A 23,147-nucleotide genomic window follows, 5' to 3' on the forward strand; every position below is an offset into this window, starting at 1 on the left:
TCAGGCGGCCATGCGGCGCGAGAGCTCGGAGCGCCGCGCCCTGAGGAAGGCGTCGAGCAGCCGGGCGTAGTCTGGATGCGCGGCGGCCTGCACCGAGGGCCGTTGCGCAAGTGACTGCCGCCACGCCAGCACGCGCGGCAGCCCGTCGAAGAAGCCGAAGTCCTCGATGGCCTCGAATCGCTCGAAGTAGCGGAACACCGGCGCGAACACAGCGTCGACAAGGCTGAAGCGCTCGCCGCCGAAGTACGGGCCCGCACGGGTCGACAACTCCGCCTCCAGCGTGGCGAAGCGCTCGCGGATCTCGTGGCGCTTGCGCTGCAGCGCGTCGGCATCCGCCGCGTTGTAGAAGCCGGCGATGAGGGTGAGCACGTTGGAGCCGAACTCCATCCACGCCCGGTGCCGTGCGCGCACCGCGGGATGCGGCGGATGCAGCGGCCGGTCGGTCGTGTCCTCCAGGTATTCGCAGATGGCGGCGGACTCGAACAGCACGGCCTCGCCGTCCACCTTGAGCAGCGGCACGCGGCCCAGCGGCGAGATGGTCTTGAACCAGGCGGGCTTGTCGGCGAGATCGATGGTGATGCGCTCGAAGTCCACGTCCTTCTCGATGAGCGCGATGGCAGCGCGCTGCACGTAGGGGCACAGCGCATGGCTGACGAGGGTGAGGTGTGGTTGCATGGCGGGAGCCCTCAGAACTGCCGCGCCAGGCCGATGGCGGTCTCCAGCGCATGCGCCTTGGTCTGCGCCAGCGCCGCCTCGTCCGCGAAGGTCGGTGCGACCCACAGCGTGCGCCGGTTCTTGATGCCGATGAAGTCCAGCCAGGTGGCGAGGTAGCTGCTGAGGTGGTCCAGCGACTGCGCGCCGCTGGCCGCGTCGTAGCTGCCCGCCGCGGACTGGATGAGCAGCGTCGGCCGGTCGCCCGCCAGCCCGCTGTAGCCGGTGGCCGGGTCGAAGCTCCACAGCATGCCGGGCTGCGTGATCACGTCGATGTAGTGCTTCAGCCGGTAGGGCAGGCTGAAGTTCCACATCGGCGAGGAGATCACCAGCTTGTCGGCCTGCTTGAACTGGTCCACCAGCACGCGGGTCGCGGCCCAGGCGGCTGCCTGCTCGGGCGGCATGGCAGCGCCGGCCAGGGCGCTGTACTTGGCGTCCAGCACGGCACCGTCGTAGGTGGGCAGGTCCAGCGCCCAGAGGTCCAGCCTGACGATGTGGTCGTGCGGATGCGACTGCGCGTAGGCGTCGAGGAAAGCCGAAGCGGCCTGGGACGAATGCGACCGGGCAGCGCGGGGCGAGGCTTCGATGTGGAGGAGGGTGGCCATGAACAGTCCTTGCGTGAATGGATGCCGTGAATCTAGGCATTGCACCCATGCAAGACAATCAACAGAATTGGCAAACCCTGTTTGCAATCATGCAAGGCAGCGATGGACACCCTCGGCGACCTCAACGACCTGCGCTTCATCAGCGCCATTGCCCGCTCGGGCACGCTGGCCGGCGCGGCCCGGCAGCTGCGCGTCAACCACGCCACGGCCTTCCGGCGGCTGGAAGCGATGGAGTCGCGCCTGGGCGTGCGCCTTTTCGAGCGAGGCGGCGGGCGCTACACGCCGACGCCCGAGGGCGAGGCGCTGGCGAAGGCAGGCTCGCTGGTGGAAGAGACGGCTGCCGAAGCGCTGCGAAAGGTCGCTGGCAAGGACCTGCGCCCCAGCGGCCTCGTGCGCATCACCACCACCGACACCATCGCGCAGACGGTGCTGCCCGGCCTGCTCATGCCGCTGCGCTCGCAGTGCCCAGACATCAGCCTGCAGGTCATTGCTACCAACGAACTGCAGAGCTTGAGCAAGCGCGACGCTGACATCGCCATCCGTCCCTCATCGCAGCCGCCGGAGCATCTGCTGGGCCGGCGCATCGGCACCATCGGCTATGGCGTGTACGGCCAGGCCAACGCGCTGGGCGCCTGGCGCGGGCAGCGCAGCGACTGGCCGGCCTGGTCCACCGCGCCATGGATCGCGGTGGACGACAGCCTCGGCCAGCACCGCTCGCTGCGCTGGTTGTCGAAGCACGTGAACGTGGCGGACCTGTCGATGCGCTGCAGCAGCTTCATGTCCATCGCGCATGCCTGCGCCGGCGGGCTGGGCCTGGCGGTGCTGCCGTGCATGGTGGGCGATGCGCTCCCATCGCTGCGGCGCGTCGGCCCGCGCCTGGCGGAGCTGGACACCGAGGCTTGGCTGCTCACGCATGCGGACTTGCGCGACATGGCGCGCATCCGCGTGGTGATGGATGCGCTGCAGCGTGGCTTCCAGCAGAAGGCCGTTGTGCTGCTGGGTTCGTAGGCGGGTCCGCTGCGCTTGGCCCACCCTACCCGGCAATGCAACGCGCCAAGGTGTCTTTCAAGCGCGTCGCATCGATCGGCTTGGTGAGGAACTCGTTCATCCCGCTGGCCATGGCCTGCTCGCGCTCCGACACCAGCGCCGCGGCCGTCAGCGCGATGATGGGCAGACGCGACGCATCGAAGCGCTTGCGCAGCTCGCGGGCCGCTTCATGTCCGCTCATGTGGGGCATCTGCACGTCCATCAGCACGCAGTCGAAGGGCTGGCCGCGGCGCACTGCGTCATCCACCGCCTCGATCGCCTGGCGGCCGTCGTTGGCCTGCGTGACCTGCACGCCCCATTGCTCAAGCATCGCCACCGCCACCAGCATGTTCACTGGGTTGTCTTCCACCATCAGCACGCGGGCGCCTTGCAGCCGCTCCCACGGCGCATTCAGCGCGCCGTGTTCGGAGTCGGGCGCGTCCGCGGCCGGCAGCGGCAGCTCGGCCCAGAAGGTGCTGCCCGTGCCCGCCATGCTGACCACGCCCACTTCGCCATCCATCATCCGTGCCAGCTCTCGGCAGATGGACAGGCCCAGGCCCGTGCCGCCGTAGCGCCGCGTGGTGGAGTCGTCGGCCTGCGAGAAGGGCAGGAACAGCCGCGCCTGCGTCTGCGCGTCCACGCCGGGCCCGGTGTCGGACACCGACAGTCGGATGCGGTCGTCCGGGCCCTTGCCGGCATGCACGCGCACGCGGCCATGGTCGGTGAACTTGATGGCGTTGGTGATGAAGTTGGTGAGGATCTGCCGCACCCGCACCGGGTCGCCCAGCACCACCGCGGGCACCGCCGGGTCGATCACCAGCAGCAGCTCCAGGCCCTTGGCCTCCGCGAGCGAGCGGTAGGCGTCGTGCACCGCGCCCAGCGTGTCGCGCAGCCCGAAGGGCAGGCTTTCCAGCGTGATCTTGCCGGCCTCGATCTTGGACAGGTCCAGGATGTCCGAGATGATTTCCGACAGGCTGTGCGCGCTGTCGAAGATCTGCTCCAGGTACTGTCGGCGGCGCGTCTCGTCCAGGTCTTCCTGCATCGCCAGGCGCGCCAGGCCCAGCAGGCCGTTCAGCGGCGTGCGGATCTCGTGGCTGGTGTTGGCCAGGAAGGCGCTCTTGGCGCGGCTGGCCGCTTCGGCCGCATCGCGTGCGGCGGCCAGCGCCTGGTCCACCTGGCGGCGCTCGGTCACGTCCTCGGCGATCCAGATCGTGCCTTCGCGCGGTGACGCGCCATCCAGCGCCTGGCCGCGCATGCGGCACCAGAACAGGCTGCCGTCGGCACGCAGCATCTGCCGTTCCATCTCGTAGGGCTGGCCGCGCGAGAGCACCGGCGTGGCATCGGCGCGCATGGCGTCGTAGTCGTCCGGGTGCGGCCAGATCTCCGAGGTGTTGCGGCCGGCCAGCTGCCCCGGCATCCAGCCGAACATGCGGTCGAAGCTGGCGTTGGTGTGCTGGAAGTGCCCATTGCGCGTGAAGGCGATGCCGATGGATGCGTTCTGCAAGATGGCGTCGTGCTCCAGCCGCGCCTGTTCTGCGGCCGTGACGTCGTGGCCGTTGAGCACGAGGTATTCGTCGCCGCCATGCTCGAAGCGCGCCGACGAGACACGCATCGTCACGAGCTGGCCGTTCTTGCAGCGGATGACCGCGGGCAGGTCGTCCGCACGGCCCTGCGCGCGGATGGCCGCCACCAGCGCCGCACGTTCGGCGGGGTTGTGCCAGATGTCGATGTCGTGCGCGGTGCGGCCCTTGATCTCCGCCAGCGTGTAGCCGGTGATGCGCTCGAAGCTCTTGTTGACCAGCTCGTAGCGGCCGGTGGACAGCTCGGTCAGCGTGATGCAGTCGGGGCTGGTGTCGATGAGCGCCTTCATCAGGTCCTGCGAGCGGCGCAGCGCCGCTTCGGCAGCCACGCGTTCGGTCACGTCGAAGTACAGCGACAGCGACACCGGCCCTTCGATGGTGTCCACCCGCGCGGCCGTGGCCTGCACCACCAGCTTGCGCCCCAGGCGCGAGACCATCCGGAACTCGTCCATGGGCAGGCCGCCACCCACGGCCATGTGCTCCAGGCGGCGGATGCGCTCTTCGAGACGCCGCAGCGAATCGGTGTCGCGGTAGGCGCCGCGCAGGTCGTAGCCCATCATGTCGGCGATGTGCTCGAAGCCGAACAGGCGCGCGGCGGCATCGTTCGCATCGCACACGATGCCGTTGCGGTGCAGCAGCAAGGCGGTGGGCGAGCGCTGGAAGAGCTGCCGGTAGCGCGCCTCGCTCACCGCGATGGCGCGCTGCGCCTGCACGTCGTCGGTGATGTCCAGGCCCACGCCCCAGTAGCCGAGGAAGCGGCCGTGCCCATCGAAGCGCGGCTCGCCGCTCACGCTCAGGAAGTGTTCGCGGCCCTGCCGGTCCACGCGGCGCGCGATGAGGCCGGAGAACGGGCGGTGCGCCTCCAGGTCGGCACGGTGCGCGGCCAGCGCCTCGGGCGACAGGCCCATGTCGCCGAGGTCCCAGGGTGTCTGCCCGATGCGTTCATCGTCGTTGATGAGCGAGCCCGTGCCGGGCTTGGACGAAACGTGCGTGAAGCGGAACTGCGAGTCCTGCTCCCAGTACCAGTCCACCGCCAGGTTCAGCAGGTCGCGAAAGCGCCGCTCGCGGGTGAGCGCCTCGCCCAGGTAGCGGTCCAGCACGCGCGACAGCAGCACGCCGCCGGCCAGCCCGCCGAGCACGATCAGGCCCTGGAAGGTGGCGAGCGTGGCCAGGGGCATGGCGTGCTCGGGTGAGGGGGTGCGGCTTCCCACCCAGGCCAGCGTGCCGATCAACCCGAGGCTGCACGCCGCGAGCGCCGCGCCCCAGCGCAGCGTGGACACGCCGGTGACCAGGCACACCACGAGCCCCAGGAAACCGAGCGACGGGTTGCGCAACCCGTCGCCATAGGCCAGCGCCACGGCCAGCGTGAGCACGAGCACGCCCAGGCCTGCGAGGAAGGTGGCCAGGTGCATGCGGCGCAGGCGGTGGCGGCTGGCGACGAACCCCCAGCCGCAGGCGGCGGCGTAGGCCAGCAAGGCGATGGTCAGCTGGGCGCGCCAGGGTGCGGCCGGCCCGGCCGGCAGGACGGCGACAGCCATTGCGGTGACGGCGGCCACCATCCCGGCCGCGCCGAAGTAGTAGCGGCCGATGAGCCGCACGACCAGGCGCGGGATCTCGATGGAGGCGTAGCGCGCAGCGGCTCGTGCCGGTTGCGCCGAATCCCGTGGCATGGGGCGGACTCCCGTCGCGGGGATGGTGAGCCCATCCTACGGCCAGGGGGAATTCCCGGTCACGGTGTTAATCCGCAATTGCGCCCCGGCAGCGGCCCCAGGGCGGGGCGCTGCCGGCCAAAAGTCACGGGCGGGCGCGGTTCAGCTCGTCGCGGGCGGCCATGGCGGCCTCGCGGGCCCGGGCGGCAAAGTCGTCGCCGCTGCCGGCGTAGAGCACGGCGCGAGAGGAGCTGACGATGATGGGCGCGACCGTCTTGCCGCCCTCGGCGCGCCAGCCGGCACGCACGGTGGCGGCCGCATCGCCGCCTTGCGCGCCGATGCCGGGGATGAGCAGCGGCACGGTGGGGGCCAGTTCGCGCACGCGCTCGATCTCGCCAGGGAAGGTGGCGCCCACCACCAGCGCGAGCTGGCCGGTCTTGTTCCACGGGCCCTGCGCCATGCGGGCGATGTGTTCGTACAGCATGTCGCCCGAGGCCAGCTTCTGCGCCTGCAAATCGGACCCGCCGGGGTTGGACGTGCGGCACAGCAGGATCAGGCCCTTGTCCTCGTAGCGCAGGTAGGGCTCGATGGAATCGAAGCCCATGAAGGGCGACAGCGTGACGGCGTCGGCCCCGTAGCGCACGAAGGCCTCGCGGGCGTACTGCTCGGCCGTGCTGCCGATGTCCCCGCGCTTGGCGTCGAGGATGACCGGCACCTCGGGCGCGACGCGGCGGATGTGCCCGATGAGCTGCTCCAGCGCTGCCTCTGCCCGGTGCGCCGCAAAGTAGGCGATCTGCGGCTTGTAGGCGATGACCTGGTCGCGCGTCGCATCGACGATGGCCTGGCAGAACTCGAGGATGCGGCTCGCATCGCCCTTCCATGCGCCTGGGAACTTCGACGGTTCCGGATCCAGGCCCACGCACAGCATCGATTGGTTCAGGCGTTCGGCGTGCAGCAGCTTGTCGATGAAGTTCATGGAGGGCCTTGCGTCTTCGTAGGGTGGGTCAAGCGAAGCGGACCCACGAGGTGTGTGATCTCAAGGCAGCCGCTTGGCCAGCTCAGTCGCCTGGCCGATGTACGTGGCCGGCGACATCGCCATCAGTCGCTGCTTCTCGCTGTCGGGAATCTCCAGCGTCGCGATGAATTGCTGCATCGCCTCGCGCGTGATGCCCTTGCCGCGGGTGAGCTCCTTCAGGCGCTCGTACGGGTTGGGCAGCGCGTAGCGGCGCATCACGGTCTGGATGGGCTCGGCCATCACTTCCCAGGCACGGTCCAGGTCTTCGGCCAGTGCGGCGCGGTTGACTTCCATCTTGCCCAGTCCGCGCAGCAGGCTGTCGTAGCCCAGCACCGAGTAGCCCAGCGCCACGCCCACGTTGCGCAGCACCGTGCTGTCGGTGAGGTCGCGTTGCCAGCGGCTGATGGGCAGCTTCTGGCTCAGGTGCGTGAGCAGTGCGCTGGCCAGGCCGAAGTTGCCTTCGGCATTCTCGAAGTCGATGGGGTTGACCTTGTGCGGCATGGTCGACGAGCCGATCTCGCCTTCCACCGTGCGCTGCTTGAAGTAGCCCAGGCTGATGTAGCCCCACACGTCGCGCGCCCAGTCGATGAGGATGGTGTTGGCGCGGGTGACCGCATCGAACAGCTCGGCCATGTAGTCGTGCGGCTCGATCTGGATGGTGTAGGGGTTGAAGCTCAGGCCCAGCTGCTCTTCCACCACCTTCTTGCTGAAGCCTTCCCAGTCGAACGACGGGTAGGCCGCGAGGTGCGCGTTGTAGTTGCCCACGGCGCCGTTCATCTTGGCCAGCAGCTTCACGCCGGCAATGCGTTCGCGCGCATGGGCCAGGCGGGCCACCACGTTCGCGACTTCCTTGCCCACGGTGGTGGGGCTGGCCGTCTGGCCGTGCGTGCGGCTGAGCATGGGCACGTCGGCCAGCGACTTGGCCATGGTGGTCAGCGTGGCGATGATCTTGTCCAGCTGCGGGAGGATCACGTCCTGCCGCGCGGCCTTGAGCATCAGGCCGTGGCTGGTGTTGTTGATGTCCTCGCTGGTGCAGGCGAAGTGCACGAACTCGCCAGCCGCCTTGAGCTCGGCGTTGCTGTCGAAGCGGCCCTTGAGCCAGTACTCGACGGCCTTCACGTCATGGTTGGTGGTGCGCTCGATGTCCTTGATGGCCTGGGCATCGGCTTCCGAGAACCGCGCCACCAGACCGCGCAGCAGGCCGCGCGCGGTCTGCGACAGGGGCTTGAATTCCGCGAAGCCGGCATCCGACAGCGCGATGAACCATTCCACCTCCACCTGCACGCGGCGGTGCATGAGGCCGTATTCGCTGAGCAGCGGGCGCAGGGGCGCGACTTTGCCGGCGTAGCGGCCGTCCAGGGGGGACAAGGCGGTGAGGGCGGAGAGATTCATGGCGGGGGCGGCGCTGAGGCCGTCTGTGGGTCGATCAGGGGCAACCCGCGATTTTAGGTGCTTGGGCGCGATGCGGCCGCGCAGGCCCCTTGGCTGCATCCGGCCGGTGTGACGGGTGTCGCGCGCCTTGATGGCCGATCAGTGGTCGCGCTGACGATGGCCCAGCACGCGCGCAGGCAGGAAGAGCACGGCCCGCAGCAGTGCGAACACGGCGTCGAAGGTCATCCCGAGCAGGCGCAATGGAAGCGACAGCAGCCACAGGACCGGCCACAGAACCAGGGCCAGCAGCGCCAGCGGCCAGCACAGCACGAAGAGGATGCACCAGATCAGCAGGGTTGTCATGGCGTGGGTCCTGGGCGGTGGATGTGAAGTGGGGCGAGGAAGGAATCTGTCGGAAGTCGTGAGTGTGGATCAGCGCCGGCGAACGAACCCCGGCTTGTGCTTGGCGATGAACGTGCTCAAGCCCCTGCCGGAGCGCGCCAGGCGCTGCATCTCGGCGACGACCGAAGCCCCTGCGCTCTGGGTGCTGTACTCGTAGGTGTCACCGCCTTGGAACTGGATCACGATGGCTCCAGGGCGGTCTTCATAGGCCACCACGCCCGAATCGCCGCTCAGGTTGGCGTAGCGCTTCATGGTGGAGTGGGGCTGCCCTTGTGCCACAGGGTGATCGGTTGCGAACCTCGTGGATGAGCCATGCTCGATCCTGCGTTGGCTTGACATGTGGGCCCGGTCACCCCTTCTTGTACGCCCTCACCCAATCCACCTGCAGCGCCTGGGGGAATGCCGCGTCGTCAATGCCATGCCGTCCGGCCCACGACCCGCCCACGGCCAGATTCAACAGGATGTGCGCCGGTCCGGCCAGGCCGCCGTCGTCATAGGTCCAGGTGTAGCGGCGCGTGGCGGTCTTCACGCCGTCGACGTAGAAGGTCACTTGCTCCGGCGTCCATTCGCAGCCAATGGTGTGCCAGCCGCCAGTGAAGTCGAAGGACGCGTAGTAGTCGTTGTTGCTCGTGCTGAAGCCGGCGTCGTTGAAGGTCAGGGCCGCCTCGGTCGTGGAGTTCTGGCGGATGACGCTTTGGTGGATCATGTTCGCGCGGTCTTCCACGCCGTTGTTCACGAACTCGAAGATGTCGATTTCCGGCGGCCAACCCAGGCGGCCGGCTTCGTCCACGTCGGCATTGAGCCAGAAGGCAGGCCACAGGCCCACGCCGGCGGGCATCTTCACGCGGGCTTCGAAGTAGCCGTAGCGGGTGGTCCAGTCAGAGCGGATCATCCCCGACTCGTAGTTCATGCCGTACTCGGCCGTGCTGCTCACCTTGCGCGCCACCAGGCTCAGTACGCCGTCGGCCACGCGGTGGTTGTCGTTGTCGCGGTAGTGCTGCTTCTCGTCGTTGAGATGGTCCGAGGTCTCGCCGCCGTAGATGTAGCGGGTGAACCACTTCTTGCGGTTGAGCGTGGTGCCGTTGAACTCGTCGTTGAAGGCGAGGGTGTAGCCCGAGGGAACGTGGCTGCCGACGAAGGAGGTGATGGGTTCGGTCTGGTCGATGGGCTCGCGCGCCTTGAGCGAGGCGCCGTCGATGAAGAGGCGGCCGCTTTGCGCCGTGAGGATCACGTCGGCCATGCCGGTGTACGCGGGCGCGGTGAAGTCGATGCGGACGTCCTGCCAGTCCGTGCCGGTCACGTTCACCGCATAGGTCCGGAAGCTCTCCGAATAGCGCGGCTTGCGAAAGCGCATGGTGACCGTCGCCTTCGAGTCCGTCGAGTCCTTTCGCGCCTTCACCACCAGCGTGTAGGCCTGGCCGGGAACCAGGACGCTGGCGGCCAGCGTCTGCGAGACCTGCCAGCTCGTGCTCACGGCTTGCCCGCCGGCGCGAAGTTCGCTGGGGATGAGCGTGACGTAGTTGTAGCTCCAGTCGGCCAGCGCGTTGGTGAACTGGCCGTTGAGAAGCAGTTCCGCGGTGGGCGCGGGTTCCGGCGGGGACGGCGCTGGCGGGGCAGGCGCCGGTGACGGAGCCTGCGGTGCGGCGGACGCCGGCGTGGCAGGAGCGGTCGGTGCCACGGGTGTGGCAGGTGCGGGTGCGGCGGGCTCCACGCCGGCGGTCACGGCGGCAACGGCGGACTGTGTGCCGCCCGAACCGCCGCCACAGGCGGACAGGAATATCACGTTGCCGAGGGTGGCAACGGCAAGGGCCCGCAGGACTGCACGGGTGGACGTCATGGTGGTTTCTGGCGAAGAGGTTTTGGGTGGCCGGCTCGGCGCAGCGTTGGCAGTGCTGCGCGACTTCGACGCCCCGCGCCAGGAGGAGCCGTGGTGCTCGTGCACCGGTCGGTTGTTCTTCGAGACAGCCGGGTTGGGCCTGGATGTCGGCACGCTGTGCCCGGGCTTGAGCCCTTGTTGCAGCTTCTTGCGCTGCGGTTCGCCCCAGACATGGCCATGCGCCGGCGGACGTGACGCCGTTCACGGCATTGTCAAAACTGCTCTCTCAGGTCCCGGAATGGACAAGAAGCCAGGGGCCGCAAGGCCACCTGGCTTCTATCCGAGGTACATGCGCGAGCCTGCTACGCCGCCTGCGGCACCGCAGCCTCCAGCGCCTGCTTCTTCGACGCCCGCCAGAACGCCACCATCTGCCACACGAGGAAGATGCCGATCAGCGCCATCAGACTGCCGCTGATGCCCCGCGTGAAGAAGGGCACGAAGCTGCCGCGGCTGATGAGCAGCGCGCGCCGGAAGTATTCCTCCAGCATCGGCCCGAGGATGAAGCCGAGCATCAGCGGTGCCGCATCCAGTTCCAGCCGCAGCGCCAGGTAGCCCATGAGGCCGAAGGCGGCGGTGATGAAGATCTCGTCCACGTTGTTGTTCACGCTGTAGGTGCCCACGCAGCAGAAGAACAGGATGGACGGGAACAGCACGTTGTACGGGATCTTGAAGACCGACAGCCAGTAGCGCACCAGCGGCACGTTCAGGACGATGAGGAAGCAGTTGCCCACCCACATGCTGGCCACCAGGCCCCAGAAGAGGTCAGGGTGACTGCCGATCATGTTCGGCCCGGGCTGGATGCCCTTGATGATGAAGGCCGCGAGCATCAGCGCCATCACCGGGTTCTCGGGAATGCCGATGCTCATGAGCGGGATGAAGCTGGTGCGCGACGCGGCTTCGTCGGCTGCGGCCTGGCCAGCCACGCCTTCGATGGCGCCGTGTCCGATCTCGTCCTTGTACTTGCTCAGTTTCTTGTCCACGGCATAGGCCGCGAACTGCGCGATGACCGGGCCGCCGCCGGGCAGGATGCCCAGGAACGAACCCACCACGCTGCCGCGCAAGGCGCTCGGGATGATGCGCTTGAACTCCGGCCAGGTCGGGATGAGCTTGATCTTCCCGTTGAAGGGCGTGCGCTCGTCGCGGTTGTCCAGGTTCTTGGTGATCTCGGCGATGCCGAAGCAGCCCAGCGCGATGCTCACCAGCCCCACGCCGTCGGCGAGGAACGGCAGGTCCATCGTGAAGCGCTGCTGGCCGCTGGTCACGTCCGTGCCGATCTGCCCGAGCAGCACGCCGATGAGGCACATCGCCAGGCCGTTGAGCAGGCTGCCGGTGGTCACGAAGCTCACGCACACGAAGCCCACGAGCATCAGCGCGCAGTAGTCGGCCGGGCCGAAGAGGAAGGCCACTTCACCGAGCACGGGCGCCAGCCACGACAGCACGATGATGGCCACCGTGCCGCCGATGAAGCTCGACACGCCCGCGGTGAACAGCGCCAGCCCCGTCTTGCCCTTGAGCGTCATCTGGTAGCCGTCTATGCAGGCCACGATGCTGCTCGCATGCGGAATCTTCATCGTGATCGCGCTCACGCTGTCGCCGTACTGCGCCCCGTAGTAGATGCCCGCGAGCATGATGAGCGCGCCGGTGGTGGGAATGGAGTAGGTCAGCGGCAGCAGCAGGCTGATGGTGGCCAGGGGGCCCAGGCCGGGCAGCAGGCCCACCAGCGTGCCCACCGTGCAGCCGAGGGCGCAGAACATCAGGTTCTGCCAGGTCAGGGCGTGTTCGAACCCGAAGGCAAGGTTGTGCAGGACGTCCATCGGGGTCTTTCAGTACAGGGGCAGGTTGAGGCCGAGCAGCTTCTGGAAGGCCAGGGCCACGAGGATGAGTCCGGCGCACACCTTGAGGTTGCGCACGACGGAGTAGTTCCGGCCTGCCAGCGTCGAGCAGAAGACCAGGAAGATGATGCCCAGGATCATGTTCACGTAATGCGTGATCAGCGCGAAGCCGCACAGGCTGGCGAGGATGATCGCGATGTTCTTGAACTGGATTTCCATGCGCTCGGGCTTCGTGAAGCGCGAGCGCACCACCGTGGCGATGCCCACGAGCAGCAGCATGGAACTCACGATGAGCGGGAACAGCCCGGCGCCGGCGCGGCTGAATTGTCCAATGGGGTAGCGCAGCGCCGTCAGGCCGAAGGCCAGCGATATCGCCATGAGGAACAGGCCTCGGACCAGGTTGCGGTCGTTCATGAAATCACCTTGTGCGGGCCTTGCAACGAGGGTGTTGCAAGGTGCATTCATGATCCCGTGGCGAACCTGACTGGAGGCTGATGACGCGGTTCGTGATATTACGTACCAGGAGACAGTCAAAGAATGAAAACCGGCCTTTGCTCACGCCGCTTGAAGCGACGCGGGCAAAGGCCGGCGCTGTGGTGGGACGCGCTGGCGCGGGTCAGTTCACCTTCTTCTCGTCCTGGTCGCGCTTGATCTCATCGGCCCTGCGCTTGGCATGCGCCTCGTCGCGTTCCTGGATGTCTTCGTGGCGCTGCACCTTGGCCTTGTCGAGGTTGCGGCGGTCCTTGTCGAGCTTCCACGCTTCCACCTTCGAATGCTGGTGCTGCGCATCGGCCAGGCCTTGCAGCCGCTGCGCCTCGGCGGTGTCGCCACGCGCAGCAGCGGCCTGCGCCTGCTCATGCAGCTTCCGCGATTCCGCGTCGGCATGGATGATGTCGTTCTTCTGGTGCACGATGCCGCGCTGGATCTTGCTGACGTTGGTCTTGTCCACGTTGACGTCGTGCTCGGCCTCGCGCTGCTGCGCGGCGTCCTGCTGCACCTGCGCGTTGTCGCGCTTGATGGTGTCGCTGCTGGTCTGAGCGAATGCGGCACCGGCGGCTGCAAGCAGCGACAGGCCGAGGATCGTTGTCTTCTTCATGATGCGTAACTCCTTCAGGGAAGTGATGTCGTGAATCGACGATTCGAGTCCACACGACACTGAACGGACTCCGACGCGAAGAGTGCGCTGAAAGCCGGTAAGAAGTCCGTGACATGGCGCGCTTTTGGTAACGCCGGTGCATGGAAGCAAGCACAATCGCGCCCGACATGAAACATCTACACGTTCCCCGCCATTCATTGGCCGCTTCACTGGCAGCCGCGCTCGTCCTGACCCTGACCGGATGCCAGCAAAAGGCGGACAAGGCGAACACGCCGCAGGCTGCGGCCTCGGCTGCATCGGCGGTGGCTTCCGCGCCGGTGGCAGCACCCTCGCTTGCCACGCAGATGCGCGAGCGTGCCGATGCGGTGCTCGCTTCGCACCGCCAGATGATCGTGCTGATGAGCAACGAGCGCAGCCTCAAGCCTGCCGAGCGCCGCGCGGTGGGTGCCGTGGGGCAGATGCTGTTCCATGACATGCAAGAGCGCATCGACGCGCTGGCGGCGCTGGCTGCGAACACCGCCGATGCAAAGACCGTGCAGGCGCTGGACACGCTGCTCGACCGCATCGAGTCCGAGCCGAGCTGGTTCGATGCCGACCGCCTCGCGTTCAAGGAATTCCTCAACCGCATCGCGGCGCAGTACGCGCAGGCCCAGTCCATCGCGGGCCTGAAGATCGCCAAGCGCGCGAATGAAGACCTGGCGGTGCTCGCCGAAGTGGAGCAGGCCTACGACCGGGAGCTCAAGGACATCTTCGGCCGCTTCGCGCAGCGCGGCATCGAGTTGAAGCGCGAGAAGTGGGCCGACTACGTCGCCAAGCTCTCGGCCATCTACTCGCGCGAGCAGATCATGAAGGACTACGGGACCATCGTTCCGTACACACCGCCGCCTGGCGCCAAGTCTGGCGAAGAGGCCGATGCGCGCGAGATCTTCGGCACCTCGCTGCCGCCCAAGACGGTGGTGCTCACCTTCGACGACGGCCCGCACGCGAAGTACACCGACGACATCCTGGACATCCTCAAGCGCTACGACGCGCCGGCCATCTTCTTCCACCTCGGACGCAACCTCGGCACGGTGGGCGCCGACGGCAAGGCGAAGCTCGGCGCGAATGCGGCGGTCGCCAAGCGCGTGCTGGCAGCGGGCCACCTCATTGCCAACCACAGCTACACCCACAGCGTGCTGGCCAAGCTCGGCGAAGAGGAGGTGCGCGCCGAGGCCACCAACACCGAGGCGCTGCTCGATGCCGAAGGCCGTGGCCCCACGCCCTTGTTCCGATTTCCGTACGGCGCGCGCAATGAGTCGGCGCTGGCCACCGTCGAAGCGCTGAAGCTGCATTCGATGATGTGGACAGTCGACTCGCTCGACTGGGCCGACCCGGTGCCCAAGTCCATCGCCGAACGGGTGCTGGCCGAGGTGGACAAGGCGCAGCGCGGCATCATCCTCTTCCACGACATCCAGGGCCGCACCGTGCAGGCGCTGCCCGTGGTGCTCGACCAGCTGGTGGCCGACGGCTACCGCTTCGCCACCTGGCGCGACGGCCATTTCGTGGTGAGCACACCGCGCCAGGGCGGCAACGATGCGGCGCTGGCCGCGGCCTCGGGCGACAGCCTGTACCGCGACAGCCACGCGCTCATCATCGGCATCGACCAGTACGCCAAGTGGCCCGGCCTGCACCATGCGGTCAAGGATGCGAAGTCCATCCAGGACGCGCTGGTCACGCGCTTCGGCTTCAAGCCCGAGAACGTCACCGCGCTGTTCGATGGCGATGCGACGCGCGCCAACATCCTGCGCGCGCTCAACGACAAGCTCACCGATGCCAAGCGTGTGAAGCGCGACGACCGCGTGATGGTGTTCTTCGCGGGCCACGGCGGCACGCGCAAGCTCACCAGCGGGCGCGACGTGGGCTACATCATCCCGGTGGATGCCTCGATCAACGACTTCTCGTCCGACGCGATCTCCATGCCGCAGCTGCAGGAGGTGGCCGAGGCGATGTCGGCCAAGCACGTGCTGTTCATGGTCGATGCCTGTTATTCCGGGCTCGGCCTCACCCGCGGCGGCGCGGTGAAGTCGGCCAACTTCCTGGCCGACAACGCCAAGCGCCTGGGCCGCCAGATGATCACCGCCGGCGGTGCCGACCAGCAGGTGGCTGACGACGGCCCCGGCGGCAACTCGGTGTTCACCTGGACCGTGCTGCAGGCGCTCAGCGGCAAGGCAGACCTCAACGGAGACGGTGTGATCACCAGCACCGAGCTGGCGGCTTATGTGGCGCCTTCGGTGTCGGCGATTGCGCGCCAGACGCCGGCCTTCGGCAGCCTGCCCGGCTCGCAGGGTGGCGAGTTCGTGTTCGAGCTGCCCGCCGAGCGCGAAGGCCTGAGCGGCGAGACGCGCCAGCTCGATGCCGACGCGAGCAAGCTGGCGAAGAAGATCGACGACGCCAAGACCGCGGCGCTGCAGGCTGCTCCCGCGGCGAAGTCCGCCAGCGCCGTGCAGGTCACGGTGAAGAACCTCGACGGCGGCGAGACGAAGATCTCCACGCCGGCCTCGGCCGACCTGCCCCCGCGCGTGGCGGCGCAACGCGCCAACGACCGCGGACTGCTGCTCTACAAGGAACAGCGCTACGACGAGGCGGAGCAGGCCTTCACCGAGGCGCTGAAGTGGAACCCGAAGTTCGCGCTCGCGGCGAACAACCTCGGCTTCGTGTACTTCAAGCGCGGCAAGCCGGTGGAGGCGGCGCGCTGGTTCGAGAAGGCCATCGAGATGGATGGCAGCCGGGCGCTCGCGTACCTCAACCTGGGCGATGCCTACCTGCAGGCCAGCGAGGATGCGAAGGCACAACAGGCCTATGCCACTTTCGTGGGCCTGTCGCCCAAGCATCCGCGGGTGGCGCAACTGCAGGCCTGGATCGCGTCGCCGGACAAGAAGGCCAATCGCCCGACGCCCTGAGCGCGGGCGGGAACGCCGATTGCGGTGGTGGGGGAACTCCGGTGAACGAGTCCCCCACATGTCCGAATCCTTCCACGACCGCTACAGATTGCTTGCAGGACTGACGATTTCGGTCGCTGTGCTGACGGCTTGCGGCGGTGGCTCCAGCGCTCCTGCGCCCGCACCGACCCCGACCCCGACCCCGACCCCTGCACCTGCACCTGCACCTGCACCTGCACCTGCACCTGCACCTGCACCCGCCCCTTCATCCGCCGCCATGCTGGGCAGTTGCCCTTCCTTCCCGGCCACCGCCGTCTTCAACACCCGCATCGACGACACCACGAAGTTCCCTGCGCATGCGCAGAGCGGCACCTGGATCGGCAACATCGGCGGCACGCGCGCCTTCCACGCCGACTGGGGCACGACGGTCGACCAGGCATCGAGCGAGTACTACGGCATCCCGCTGAACCTGCTGAGCGCGACCTCGCCGGAAACCGATTGGCCGCTGCTCACCTTCGCCAGCGACAGCGCCCCGGACGAGAGCGACTGTGCGGTGCCCAACGGCTCCGGCGGCTACACGCTCACGCCCAACTGCCTCGCCGTGACGCCGTCGTCAAACCGGCGGTTCCCGTTCCCCCGCGATGCCGTGGTGAAGGTCGAGGGCCATGACTGCTCGCCCGACACCTGCGACCGCCATGTGCTCGTCGTGGAGCAGGGCGCCTGCAGGCTGTGGGAGGACTACAGCGTCACCAGCGTGAAAGTGGGCGGCCAGTGGAGTGCCTATTCCACCGCCGCGTGGGACCTCAATTCCAATGCCATGCGCACGGACACCTGGACCTCCGGCGACGCGGCCGGCCTGCCGATCGCGCCGCTGCTCGTGCGCGCCAGCGAGGCCTCCAGCGGCGTGATCCCGCATGCCCTGCGCGTCACCTTCCGCGACAGCGTGCTTGCGCGCAGCCACGTCTGGCCGGCGCGCCACGATGCCGGCGGTGCGACATCGGGCGGCATTCCTTTCGGCGCCTTGCTGCGCCTGCGCGGCGACGTGCCCATCCCGTCGAACTGGACCACTCAGGCCAAGGCCATCGCCGCGGCCATGCAGCGCTATGGCCTGTACGTGGCCGACATCGGGTCCGACCTGTACGTGCAGGGCGACCCGAGCACGCAGTGGGATTCGGCCACGATCTCGCAGATCCAGTCGCTGCGCATGAACCAGTTCGAGTTCGTGGACACGGGCAGCATCACGCGCGACTCGCGCTTCAGCCCGAATTCGTTCGCGGCGAGCTGGTGAGTGCTAGGTCGTCTCGTTGAGCGCATTCAAGCGCTCGACCGTGCCCACGTCCGTCCAGCCGCCGTCCCAGCGTTCGGCGGTGATGCGGTGCGCTGCGATGGCGGCGTCCAGGCTGGGCCGCAGCGGCGCACGGGTACCAGGCGGTACCGCGGCCACGAGGGCGGCGCGGAACAGGCCGACGCTGGCCCAGGTCATGCGCGGCTCGCCCTCGGACGCCGCCAGCCCGTTGGGGTCGATCGCGAAATCGCCGCGCGGGTGATGCGGCGCATTCGGCACCAGCCACAGGTGTGCCAGGGCACTGCCGGTCTCGAAGCGGCGGGCGGCCTCGGCTGTAAAGCTGAAGCCCGGCAGGAACACATCGCCGGACACCACCCAGAAGCACTCGCCCAGCCAGGGCAGGGCCTTGGCGATGCCGCCGGCCGTCTCCAGCGCGCGGCCGTGGTCGCGGCCTTCGAAGGAGTAGTGGATGGACACGCCGTAGCGCGAGCCGTCGCCCAGCATGGCGGGGAACTGCTCCTCCAGCCAGGCGGTATTGATGACCAGCTCGCGCACACCCGAGCGGGCCAGCGCCTCGATGTGCCATTCGATGAGCCGCTTGCCGCGCACTTCCAGCAGCGGCTTGGGCGTTTGGTCGGTCAGCGGCCGCATGCGCTCGCCGCGGCCGGCCGCGAGGATGATGGCCTTCATGCGGCGCGCACCACCGGTGCAGCCAACGCGCCGCGCCGAAGCGATTGGCGGTGGGCCTCCCGCGCACCGAAGGCCACGACCAGCGCCTCCAGCAAGGCCTGTGCACGTGCAGAGTTGTTGCCGCCGTAGTTGCACACGTAGACGTCCAGCGTGACGGCGCCGAGCTCCGGCCAGGTGTGCACCGCCAGGTGCGATTCGGCCAGCAGCACCACGCCGGTGACGCCGCCGGGCGGCGGGAACACGTGGAACAACTCGCCCACCGCGCCGAGCCCGGCCGCTTCCACGGCGCCCACGCACATCGCGCGCAAGGCGGCGGCATCGGTCATGGCCGCGAGGCCGGGGTCGCAGCCGCGCAGGTCGGCAGTGAGGTGCAGTCCATCCATGGCCGGGGATTATGTGGCCCGGCCGTGACACATCGCCGGGTCCTGCGGGGGCCCTGCCCGCCCGCGCCGGAGGCCGGCAGCCCGGCCGTTAAAATGCCGGGTTTACCCCTCCACCCGCCCTCCCACCGGGAACCCGCATGGCCGCCGCACTCGCCGACATGGCAACCCAGCCCTCCACCACCCTCATGGCCAACGCCATCCGCGCCCTCGCGATGGATGCCGTCCAGCAAGCCAATTCCGGCCACCCCGGCGCGCCCATGGGCATGGCCGAGATCGCCGTCGCGCTGTGGGGCCGCCACCTGCGCCACAACCCCGCCAACCCGCACTGGCCGGGCCGCGACCGGTTCGTGCTGTCCAACGGGCACGGCTCCATGCTGATCTACGCGCTGCTGCACCTCACGGGCTACGACCTGCCGATGAGCGAGCTGCGCAACTTCCGCCAGCTGCACAGCAAGACGCCAGGGCATCCGGAGGTGGGCATCACCCCGGGCGTGGAGACCACCACCGGACCGCTGGGCCAGGGCGTCACCAATGCCGTGGGCATGGCGCTGGCCGAGAAGCTGCTTGCCCGCGAATTCAACCGCGACGGCCACGCCATCGTCGACCACTTCACCTATGTCTTCCTGGGCGATGGTTGCCTGATGGAAGGCATCAGCCACGAAGCCTGCGCCCTGGCCGGCGCCTGGAAGCTGAACAAGCTGATCGCGCTGTACGACGACAACGGCATCTCCATCGACGGCAAGGTCGCGCCCTGGTTCATCGACGACACGCCCCGCCGCTTCGAGGCCTACGGCTGGAACGTCATCCCCGGCGTGGACGGCCATGACGTGGACGCGGTGGACGCCGCCATCGCGCAGGCGAAGAAGTCCGACAAGCCGACCATCATTTGCTGCAAGACCAACATCGGCCAGGGCTCGCCCAACCGCGCGGGCACGGCCAAGGCGCACGGCGAGGCGCTGGGCGCCGAGGAAATCAAGCTGACGCGTGCAGCCCTGGGCTGGACGCACGAGGCCTTCGTGATTCCCGCGGAGGCGTATTCGCAGTGGGATGCCAAGGCCAGCGGCGCGGCGCTGGAAGCCTCGTGGAATTCGGCCTTCGACGCCTACCAGGCGGCCTTCCCCGATCTGGCCGGCGAGTTCAGCCGCCGCACGAAGGGCGAGCTGCCCGCGAGCTGGGCGCAGACGGCGGCTGAAGCCATTGCCGCGGCCAACGCCAAGGCCGAGACCGTGGCCACGCGCAAGGCCAGCCAGATCGCGCTGGAAGCCTTCACCAAGGCCCTGCCCGAGCTGCTGGGCGGCAGCGCGGACCTGACCGGCTCGAACCTCACCAACACCAGCTCCACGCCGGCCTTCCGCCTGGAAGCCGACGGGTCGTCCAACGGCGGGCGCCACATCAACTACGGCGTGCGCGAGTTCGGCATGGCGGCCATCATGAACGGCCTGGCGCTGCATGGCGGCTTCATCCCCTACGGCGGCACCTTCCTCACCTTCAGCGACTACAGCCGCAACGCCATCCGCATGGCCGCGCTGATGAAGCAGCGCGTCATCCACGTCTTCACGCACGACAGCATTGGCCTGGGTGAAGATGGCCCGACGCACCAGTCGGTGGAACATGCCGCGGCGTTGCGCCTGATTCCGGGCCTGGATGTCTGGCGTCCGGCCGACACCGCCGAGACGGCCGTGGCCTGGGCGCGCGCCATCGAGAGCAAGGACCGCCCGACGGCGCTGCTGCTGTCGCGCCAGAACCTGCCGTATGCGCCCAAGGCCAGCCTGGACGACGTCTCCCGAGGCGGCTACGTGCTGGCCGAGCCGGCCGAGGTCGGCCTGAAGAAGAAGGCCCAGGCGGTCATCATCGCCACCGGCTCGGAGGTGCAGCTCGCGCTGCATGCCCAGCAGCAGCTCGCGGTGCAGGGCATCGCGGTGCGCGTGGTGTCCATGCCGTCGACGACGGTGTTCGACCGCCAGGACGCCGCCTGGAAGAAGGCCGTGCTGCCCGCCGGCCTGCCGCGCGTCGCAGTGGAAGCGGGCGTCACTGCCGGCTGGTGGAAGTACGGCTGCGCGGCAGTAATCGGCATCGACACCTACGGCGAATCCGCTCCGGCGGGCGTGCTGTTCAAGCACTTCCACTTCACGGCGGAGAACGTGGCCGCCACGGTGCAGACGGTGTTGCAGGGCTGATGAGCCTGATGCATGCGCGGGCCCTGCCCATCGCTGGCCGCGCCATCACCGCGGGTCTGCTGGGTTGGGCGCTTTCTGTGGCGCAGGCCCAGCCCGCCGCGCCGGCATCGAGCCGCACGGACGGCGAAGAGCCGCCGTCCCCCGTCATGACCGTCCCGCTGGTGCAACCGAACACCGTCTGCCAAAGCATGCCGCCGCCCGAAATGCCCGCTGCCGCCTTGCGGGAAGGCCGCAGCGGCTGGGTCCTGGTCGAGGGCATGATGGATCGCACCGGGATCACGCAGGTGCGCGTGCTTCGCGAGCGTGGAGGGCGTGGCTTCGGGGCGGCTGCCATTGCGGCGGTTCGCGGCTACCAATGCGCCGCGACGGAGGCGAAGCCGCAGATTCGTTTCCGGCAGGAGTTCGTCTTCAGGATCGAGGACAGTCCGCCGCCGGCATTGCAAGAAGGTTTCGGCCTGCATGCATTCGAGTCTGGTGCGGGAGCGCGACTGGGATTCATTGAGCAGATGGCCTTCGGCGGATGCCCGGTGCGGGCCAAGCTGCTGCTCAAGCGCCATCGCGGCGAACCCAACGCGGTGCTCGATGCGGGCCGCATCACGGATCCACGCGTGCTCGAATGGCTGGGTACCCTGGTGCCTCGCACCGACTACATGATTCCCAATCCCGCCGGCAACTGGGTCGAGTTCAGGTGCCTGGAAAAAGATGGGCGGTTGTTCTTGCAATGAGGGCTGCTGAGATGCGAAGGAAGCTGGGGCTGGGTGTTGTGCTTGTGGCCGTGCTGGGTGGGTGTGCCACGCGGCCGGCGCCCCAGCCACCGGCGCCCTCGCCCAACGACGTCTGCCGGGCGTTGCTGGACGATCTCAAGACGGCCGTCGAGCCGGGCCAGTCGCTGGCCGACCTGCAGGCGCGAGGCTTTCGCGTCAAGACGCCGCTCAGTTTCCCGCCGGGTACTTCTGCACCGCACCAATCCAGCGGCGCCGTCGTCCAGATGATGATCCAGCCCGACGGCAGCATCCAGCCGGGCTCGCCGCGAACGCTCAAGAGCGTGGGCGAGGCACAGGTCAGTCAGGCGATGGAAGTGGGCGCACTGTCGGTGCAGTTCGACATGGATGCCGTCAGCCCCAAGCCGACAGAACCCGTGCCCTACACGACGCTTTTCGCGGTCTGCAATCGCCAGTGAGCACAATGGACGATGAAACCGCTTCGTATCCGCCTCGGTCCACAATGGTGCCTTCGCCTGTGAACGCGAGCGCAGCCTCCACAGATTTCAACGCAACCCACGGAGATACTCGATGACCATCAAAGTCGCCATCAACGGCTACGGCCGCATCGGCCGCAACGTCCTTCGCGCTCACTACGAAGGCGGCAAGAAGCATGACATCCAGATCGTTGCCATCAACGACCTGGGCGACCCCAAGACCAACGCGCACCTGACCAAGTACGACACGGCGCATGGTCCCTTCCCCGGTACCGTGACGGTGGACGGCGACTACATGGTGGTCAATGGCGACAAGATCCGCGTGCTGGCCAACCGCAACCCGGCCGAGCTGCCCTGGGGCGAGCTGGGCGTGGACGTGGTGATGGAGTGCACCGGCTTCTTCACGACGAAGGAAAAGGCGTCCGCCCACCTGAAGGGTGGCGCCAAGAAGGTCATCATTTCCGCGCCCGGCGGCAAGGACGTGGACGCCACCATCGTCTTCGGCGTGAACCACGGCGTGCTCAAGGCGAGCGACACCGTCATCTCCAATGCATCGTGCACCACCAACTGCCTCGCGCCGCTGGTCAAGCCGCTGCACGACAAGCTGGGCGTCGAATCCGGCCTGATGACCACCATCCACGCCTACACCAATGACCAGGTGCTGACCGACGTCTATCACGAGGACCTGCGCCGCGCCCGCTCGGCCACGCACTCGATGATCCCGACCAAGACCGGCGCTGCCGCCGCGGTGGGCCTGGTGCTGCCCGAACTCAACGGCAAGCTCGACGGCTTCGCCATCCGCGTGCCGACCATCAACGTGTCGGTGGTGGACCTGAGCTTCGTGTCCAAGAAGGCCACGACCGCCGACGAGGTCAACGCCATCCTCAAGGCCGCCAGCGACGGCGAGCTCAAGGGCATCCTCGGCTACAACACCGACCCGCTGGTGTCGGTGGACTTCAACCACAACCCGCTGTCCAGCATCTTCGACAGCACCCAGACCCGCGTGTCGCCGGACGGCAAGCTGGTCAAGGTGCTGAGCTGGTACGACAACGAGTGGGGCTTCAGCAACCGCATGCTGGACACCACCGTCGCCCTGGCCTCGGCCAAGTGACTTCGCTGACCGGGGCCTGACCGGCTCCGCGATGCCCGCAAACGGCCCTCTCGCGAGGGCCGTTTTCATTGGCGGGCCGCTGTGATTTCCGTCACAACCGGGCGATAGGCAACATTGAGTTACCCCCGGTGTGTCGCCCCAGCAATGTGTGGTGACAAAGCCGCTTCTACACTGTGGAAAACGCGGTCGTCCGCGAGGCGCCGTGCCTCGTTGCGACGGTGG

At 68.0% G+C, this 23,147-nt stretch carries 20 protein-coding genes; 7 read left to right on the forward strand and 13 right to left on the reverse strand.

All coding sequences use genetic code 11. The features are described from left to right. Nucleotides 1–675, reverse strand: a complete 675-nt coding sequence (locus tag DZC73_RS21910) for a glutathione S-transferase family protein (RefSeq protein ID WP_124542520.1) — start codon at nucleotides 673–675, stop codon at nucleotides 1–3. A gap of 11 nt (nucleotides 676–686) precedes the next feature. Beyond that, complete coding sequence (locus tag DZC73_RS21915) at nucleotides 687–1,316, reverse strand: FMN-dependent NADH-azoreductase (protein ID WP_124542521.1); 630 nt, start codon at nucleotides 1,314–1,316, stop codon at nucleotides 687–689. A 102-nt stretch (nucleotides 1,317–1,418) separates the two neighbouring features. Between DZC73_RS21915 and DZC73_RS21920 the strand changes: the two genes are divergently transcribed. Beyond that, the gene (locus tag DZC73_RS21920) at nucleotides 1,419–2,324 is read left to right on the forward strand and encodes a LysR family transcriptional regulator (protein ID WP_124542522.1); all 906 of its coding nucleotides are present in this window, start codon (nucleotides 1,419–1,421) and stop codon (nucleotides 2,322–2,324) included. 25 nt (nucleotides 2,325–2,349) lie between these two features. Here DZC73_RS21920 and DZC73_RS21925 read toward each other — a convergent pair whose 3' ends face one another. From DZC73_RS21925 to DZC73_RS21965, 9 genes are all read right to left on the reverse strand, one after another. Continuing rightward, complete coding sequence (locus DZC73_RS21925) at nucleotides 2,350–5,592, reverse strand: PAS domain-containing hybrid sensor histidine kinase/response regulator (RefSeq protein ID WP_124542523.1); 3,243 nt, start codon at nucleotides 5,590–5,592, stop codon at nucleotides 2,350–2,352. 124 nt (nucleotides 5,593–5,716) lie between these two features. Next, nucleotides 5,717–6,547, reverse strand: a complete 831-nt coding sequence (gene pyrF, locus DZC73_RS21930) for an orotidine-5'-phosphate decarboxylase (RefSeq protein WP_124542524.1) — start codon at nucleotides 6,545–6,547, stop codon at nucleotides 5,717–5,719. Between the two features lie 60 nt (nucleotides 6,548–6,607). Further along, on the reverse strand, nucleotides 6,608–7,978 hold the full coding sequence (gene purB, locus DZC73_RS21935; RefSeq protein WP_124542525.1) for an adenylosuccinate lyase: 1,371 nt from the start codon (nucleotides 7,976–7,978) through the stop codon (nucleotides 6,608–6,610). Between the two features lie 138 nt (nucleotides 7,979–8,116). Further along, complete coding sequence (locus tag DZC73_RS21940; RefSeq protein WP_124542526.1) at nucleotides 8,117–8,320, reverse strand: hypothetical protein; 204 nt, start codon at nucleotides 8,318–8,320, stop codon at nucleotides 8,117–8,119. A gap of 69 nt (nucleotides 8,321–8,389) precedes the next feature. Beyond that, nucleotides 8,390–8,611, reverse strand: a complete 222-nt coding sequence (locus DZC73_RS21945; RefSeq protein WP_124542527.1) for a hypothetical protein — start codon at nucleotides 8,609–8,611, stop codon at nucleotides 8,390–8,392. A gap of 97 nt (nucleotides 8,612–8,708) precedes the next feature. Further along, nucleotides 8,709–10,196, reverse strand: a complete 1,488-nt coding sequence (locus DZC73_RS21950; protein WP_124542528.1) for a glycoside hydrolase family 16 protein — start codon at nucleotides 10,194–10,196, stop codon at nucleotides 8,709–8,711. Between the two features lie 341 nt (nucleotides 10,197–10,537). After that, nucleotides 10,538–12,049, reverse strand: a complete 1,512-nt coding sequence (locus DZC73_RS21955) for a tripartite tricarboxylate transporter permease (protein WP_124542529.1) — start codon at nucleotides 12,047–12,049, stop codon at nucleotides 10,538–10,540. 9 nt (nucleotides 12,050–12,058) lie between these two features. After that, the gene (locus tag DZC73_RS21960) at nucleotides 12,059–12,481 is read right to left on the reverse strand and encodes a tripartite tricarboxylate transporter TctB family protein (protein WP_198414921.1); all 423 of its coding nucleotides are present in this window, start codon (nucleotides 12,479–12,481) and stop codon (nucleotides 12,059–12,061) included. Nucleotides 12,482–12,683: 202 nt separating this feature from the next. After that, nucleotides 12,684–13,163, reverse strand: coding sequence for a hypothetical protein (locus DZC73_RS21965; protein ID WP_124542530.1), 480 nt, complete (start codon nucleotides 13,161–13,163; stop codon nucleotides 12,684–12,686). A 167-nt stretch (nucleotides 13,164–13,330) separates the two neighbouring features. Here DZC73_RS21965 and DZC73_RS21970 point away from each other — a divergent pair, with 167 nt between their 5' ends. Both DZC73_RS21970 and DZC73_RS30060 read left to right on the forward strand, forming a co-directional pair. Then, nucleotides 13,331–16,102, forward strand: coding sequence for a polysaccharide deacetylase family protein (locus DZC73_RS21970; RefSeq protein ID WP_124542531.1), 2,772 nt, complete (start codon nucleotides 13,331–13,333; stop codon nucleotides 16,100–16,102). A gap of 58 nt (nucleotides 16,103–16,160) precedes the next feature. Next, on the forward strand, nucleotides 16,161–17,369 hold the full coding sequence (locus DZC73_RS30060) for a hypothetical protein (RefSeq protein WP_198414922.1): 1,209 nt from the start codon (nucleotides 16,161–16,163) through the stop codon (nucleotides 17,367–17,369). Between the two features lie 3 nt (nucleotides 17,370–17,372). Here the strand turns inward: DZC73_RS30060 and murU are convergent, their stop codons facing one another. Continuing rightward, complete coding sequence (gene murU, locus DZC73_RS21980; protein ID WP_124542533.1) at nucleotides 17,373–18,056, reverse strand: N-acetylmuramate alpha-1-phosphate uridylyltransferase MurU; 684 nt, start codon at nucleotides 18,054–18,056, stop codon at nucleotides 17,373–17,375. Beyond that, nucleotides 18,053–18,439, reverse strand: a complete 387-nt coding sequence (gene speD, locus DZC73_RS21985) for an adenosylmethionine decarboxylase (protein WP_124542534.1) — start codon at nucleotides 18,437–18,439, stop codon at nucleotides 18,053–18,055. The genes murU and speD overlap by 4 nt, the downstream gene beginning before the upstream one ends. 137 nt (nucleotides 18,440–18,576) lie before the next feature. Here speD and tkt point away from each other — a divergent pair, with 137 nt between their 5' ends. The 4 genes from tkt to gap all read left to right on the forward strand — a co-directional run bounded on the left by tkt (nucleotide 18,577) and on the right by gap (nucleotide 22,925). Then, nucleotides 18,577–20,616 (forward strand): transketolase, encoded by a 2,040-nt coding sequence (gene tkt / locus DZC73_RS21990; protein WP_235835238.1) that lies wholly within the window; start codon nucleotides 18,577–18,579, stop codon nucleotides 20,614–20,616. Continuing rightward, a complete protein-coding gene (locus DZC73_RS21995; RefSeq protein ID WP_124542535.1) occupies nucleotides 20,616–21,341 on the forward strand; it encodes a TonB family protein in 726 nt (241 codons plus the stop codon). The genes tkt and DZC73_RS21995 overlap by 1 nt, the downstream gene beginning before the upstream one ends. A gap of 11 nt (nucleotides 21,342–21,352) precedes the next feature. Next, nucleotides 21,353–21,796, forward strand: coding sequence for a hypothetical protein (locus DZC73_RS22000; protein ID WP_124542536.1), 444 nt, complete (start codon nucleotides 21,353–21,355; stop codon nucleotides 21,794–21,796). Nucleotides 21,797–21,908: 112 nt separating this feature from the next. After that, nucleotides 21,909–22,925, forward strand: coding sequence for a type I glyceraldehyde-3-phosphate dehydrogenase (gap, locus tag DZC73_RS22005; protein ID WP_124542537.1), 1,017 nt, complete (start codon nucleotides 21,909–21,911; stop codon nucleotides 22,923–22,925). Nucleotides 22,926–23,147 lie beyond the last annotated feature (222 nt).

Source organism: Rhizobacter terrae, from assembly GCF_003852895.1.
Lineage (GTDB): Bacteria > Pseudomonadota > Gammaproteobacteria > Burkholderiales > Burkholderiaceae_C > Albitalea > Albitalea terrae.

Bases quoted from the DNA above. Each gene is read 5' to 3' on its own strand.
- murU (WP_124542533.1), bottom strand. From the start codon at position 18,056: ATGAAGGCCATCATCCTCGCGGCCGGCCGCGGCGAGCGCATGCGGCCG.
- pyrF (WP_124542524.1), bottom strand. From the start codon at position 6,547: ATGAACTTCATCGACAAGCTGCTGCACGCCGAACGCCTGAACCAATCG.
- DZC73_RS21960 (WP_198414921.1), bottom strand. From the start codon at position 12,481: ATGAACGACCGCAACCTGGTCCGAGGCCTGTTCCTCATGGCGATATCG.
- DZC73_RS21970 (WP_124542531.1), top strand. From the start codon at position 13,331: ATGAAACATCTACACGTTCCCCGCCATTCATTGGCCGCTTCACTGGCA.
- gap (WP_124542537.1), top strand. From the start codon at position 21,909: ATGACCATCAAAGTCGCCATCAACGGCTACGGCCGCATCGGCCGCAAC.
- DZC73_RS21925 (WP_124542523.1), bottom strand. From the start codon at position 5,592: ATGCCACGGGATTCGGCGCAACCGGCACGAGCCGCTGCGCGCTACGCC.
- DZC73_RS21955 (WP_124542529.1), bottom strand. From the start codon at position 12,049: ATGGACGTCCTGCACAACCTTGCCTTCGGGTTCGAACACGCCCTGACC.
- DZC73_RS21950 (WP_124542528.1), bottom strand. From the start codon at position 10,196: ATGACGTCCACCCGTGCAGTCCTGCGGGCCCTTGCCGTTGCCACCCTC.
- purB (WP_124542525.1), bottom strand. From the start codon at position 7,978: ATGAATCTCTCCGCCCTCACCGCCTTGTCCCCCCTGGACGGCCGCTAC.
- DZC73_RS21910 (WP_124542520.1), bottom strand. From the start codon at position 675: ATGCAACCACACCTCACCCTCGTCAGCCATGCGCTGTGCCCCTACGTG.
- DZC73_RS21995 (WP_124542535.1), top strand. From the start codon at position 20,616: ATGAGCCTGATGCATGCGCGGGCCCTGCCCATCGCTGGCCGCGCCATC.
- DZC73_RS21915 (WP_124542521.1), bottom strand. From the start codon at position 1,316: ATGGCCACCCTCCTCCACATCGAAGCCTCGCCCCGCGCTGCCCGGTCG.
- DZC73_RS30060 (WP_198414922.1), top strand. From the start codon at position 16,161: ATGTCCGAATCCTTCCACGACCGCTACAGATTGCTTGCAGGACTGACG.
- DZC73_RS21945 (WP_124542527.1), bottom strand. From the start codon at position 8,611: ATGAAGCGCTACGCCAACCTGAGCGGCGATTCGGGCGTGGTGGCCTAT.
- tkt (WP_235835238.1), top strand. From the start codon at position 18,577: ATGGCCGCCGCACTCGCCGACATGGCAACCCAGCCCTCCACCACCCTC.
- DZC73_RS21920 (WP_124542522.1), top strand. From the start codon at position 1,419: ATGGACACCCTCGGCGACCTCAACGACCTGCGCTTCATCAGCGCCATT.
- DZC73_RS21965 (WP_124542530.1), bottom strand. From the start codon at position 13,163: ATGAAGAAGACAACGATCCTCGGCCTGTCGCTGCTTGCAGCCGCCGGT.
- speD (WP_124542534.1), bottom strand. From the start codon at position 18,439: ATGGATGGACTGCACCTCACTGCCGACCTGCGCGGCTGCGACCCCGGC.
- DZC73_RS22000 (WP_124542536.1), top strand. From the start codon at position 21,353: ATGCGAAGGAAGCTGGGGCTGGGTGTTGTGCTTGTGGCCGTGCTGGGT.
- DZC73_RS21940 (WP_124542526.1), bottom strand. From the start codon at position 8,320: ATGACAACCCTGCTGATCTGGTGCATCCTCTTCGTGCTGTGCTGGCCG.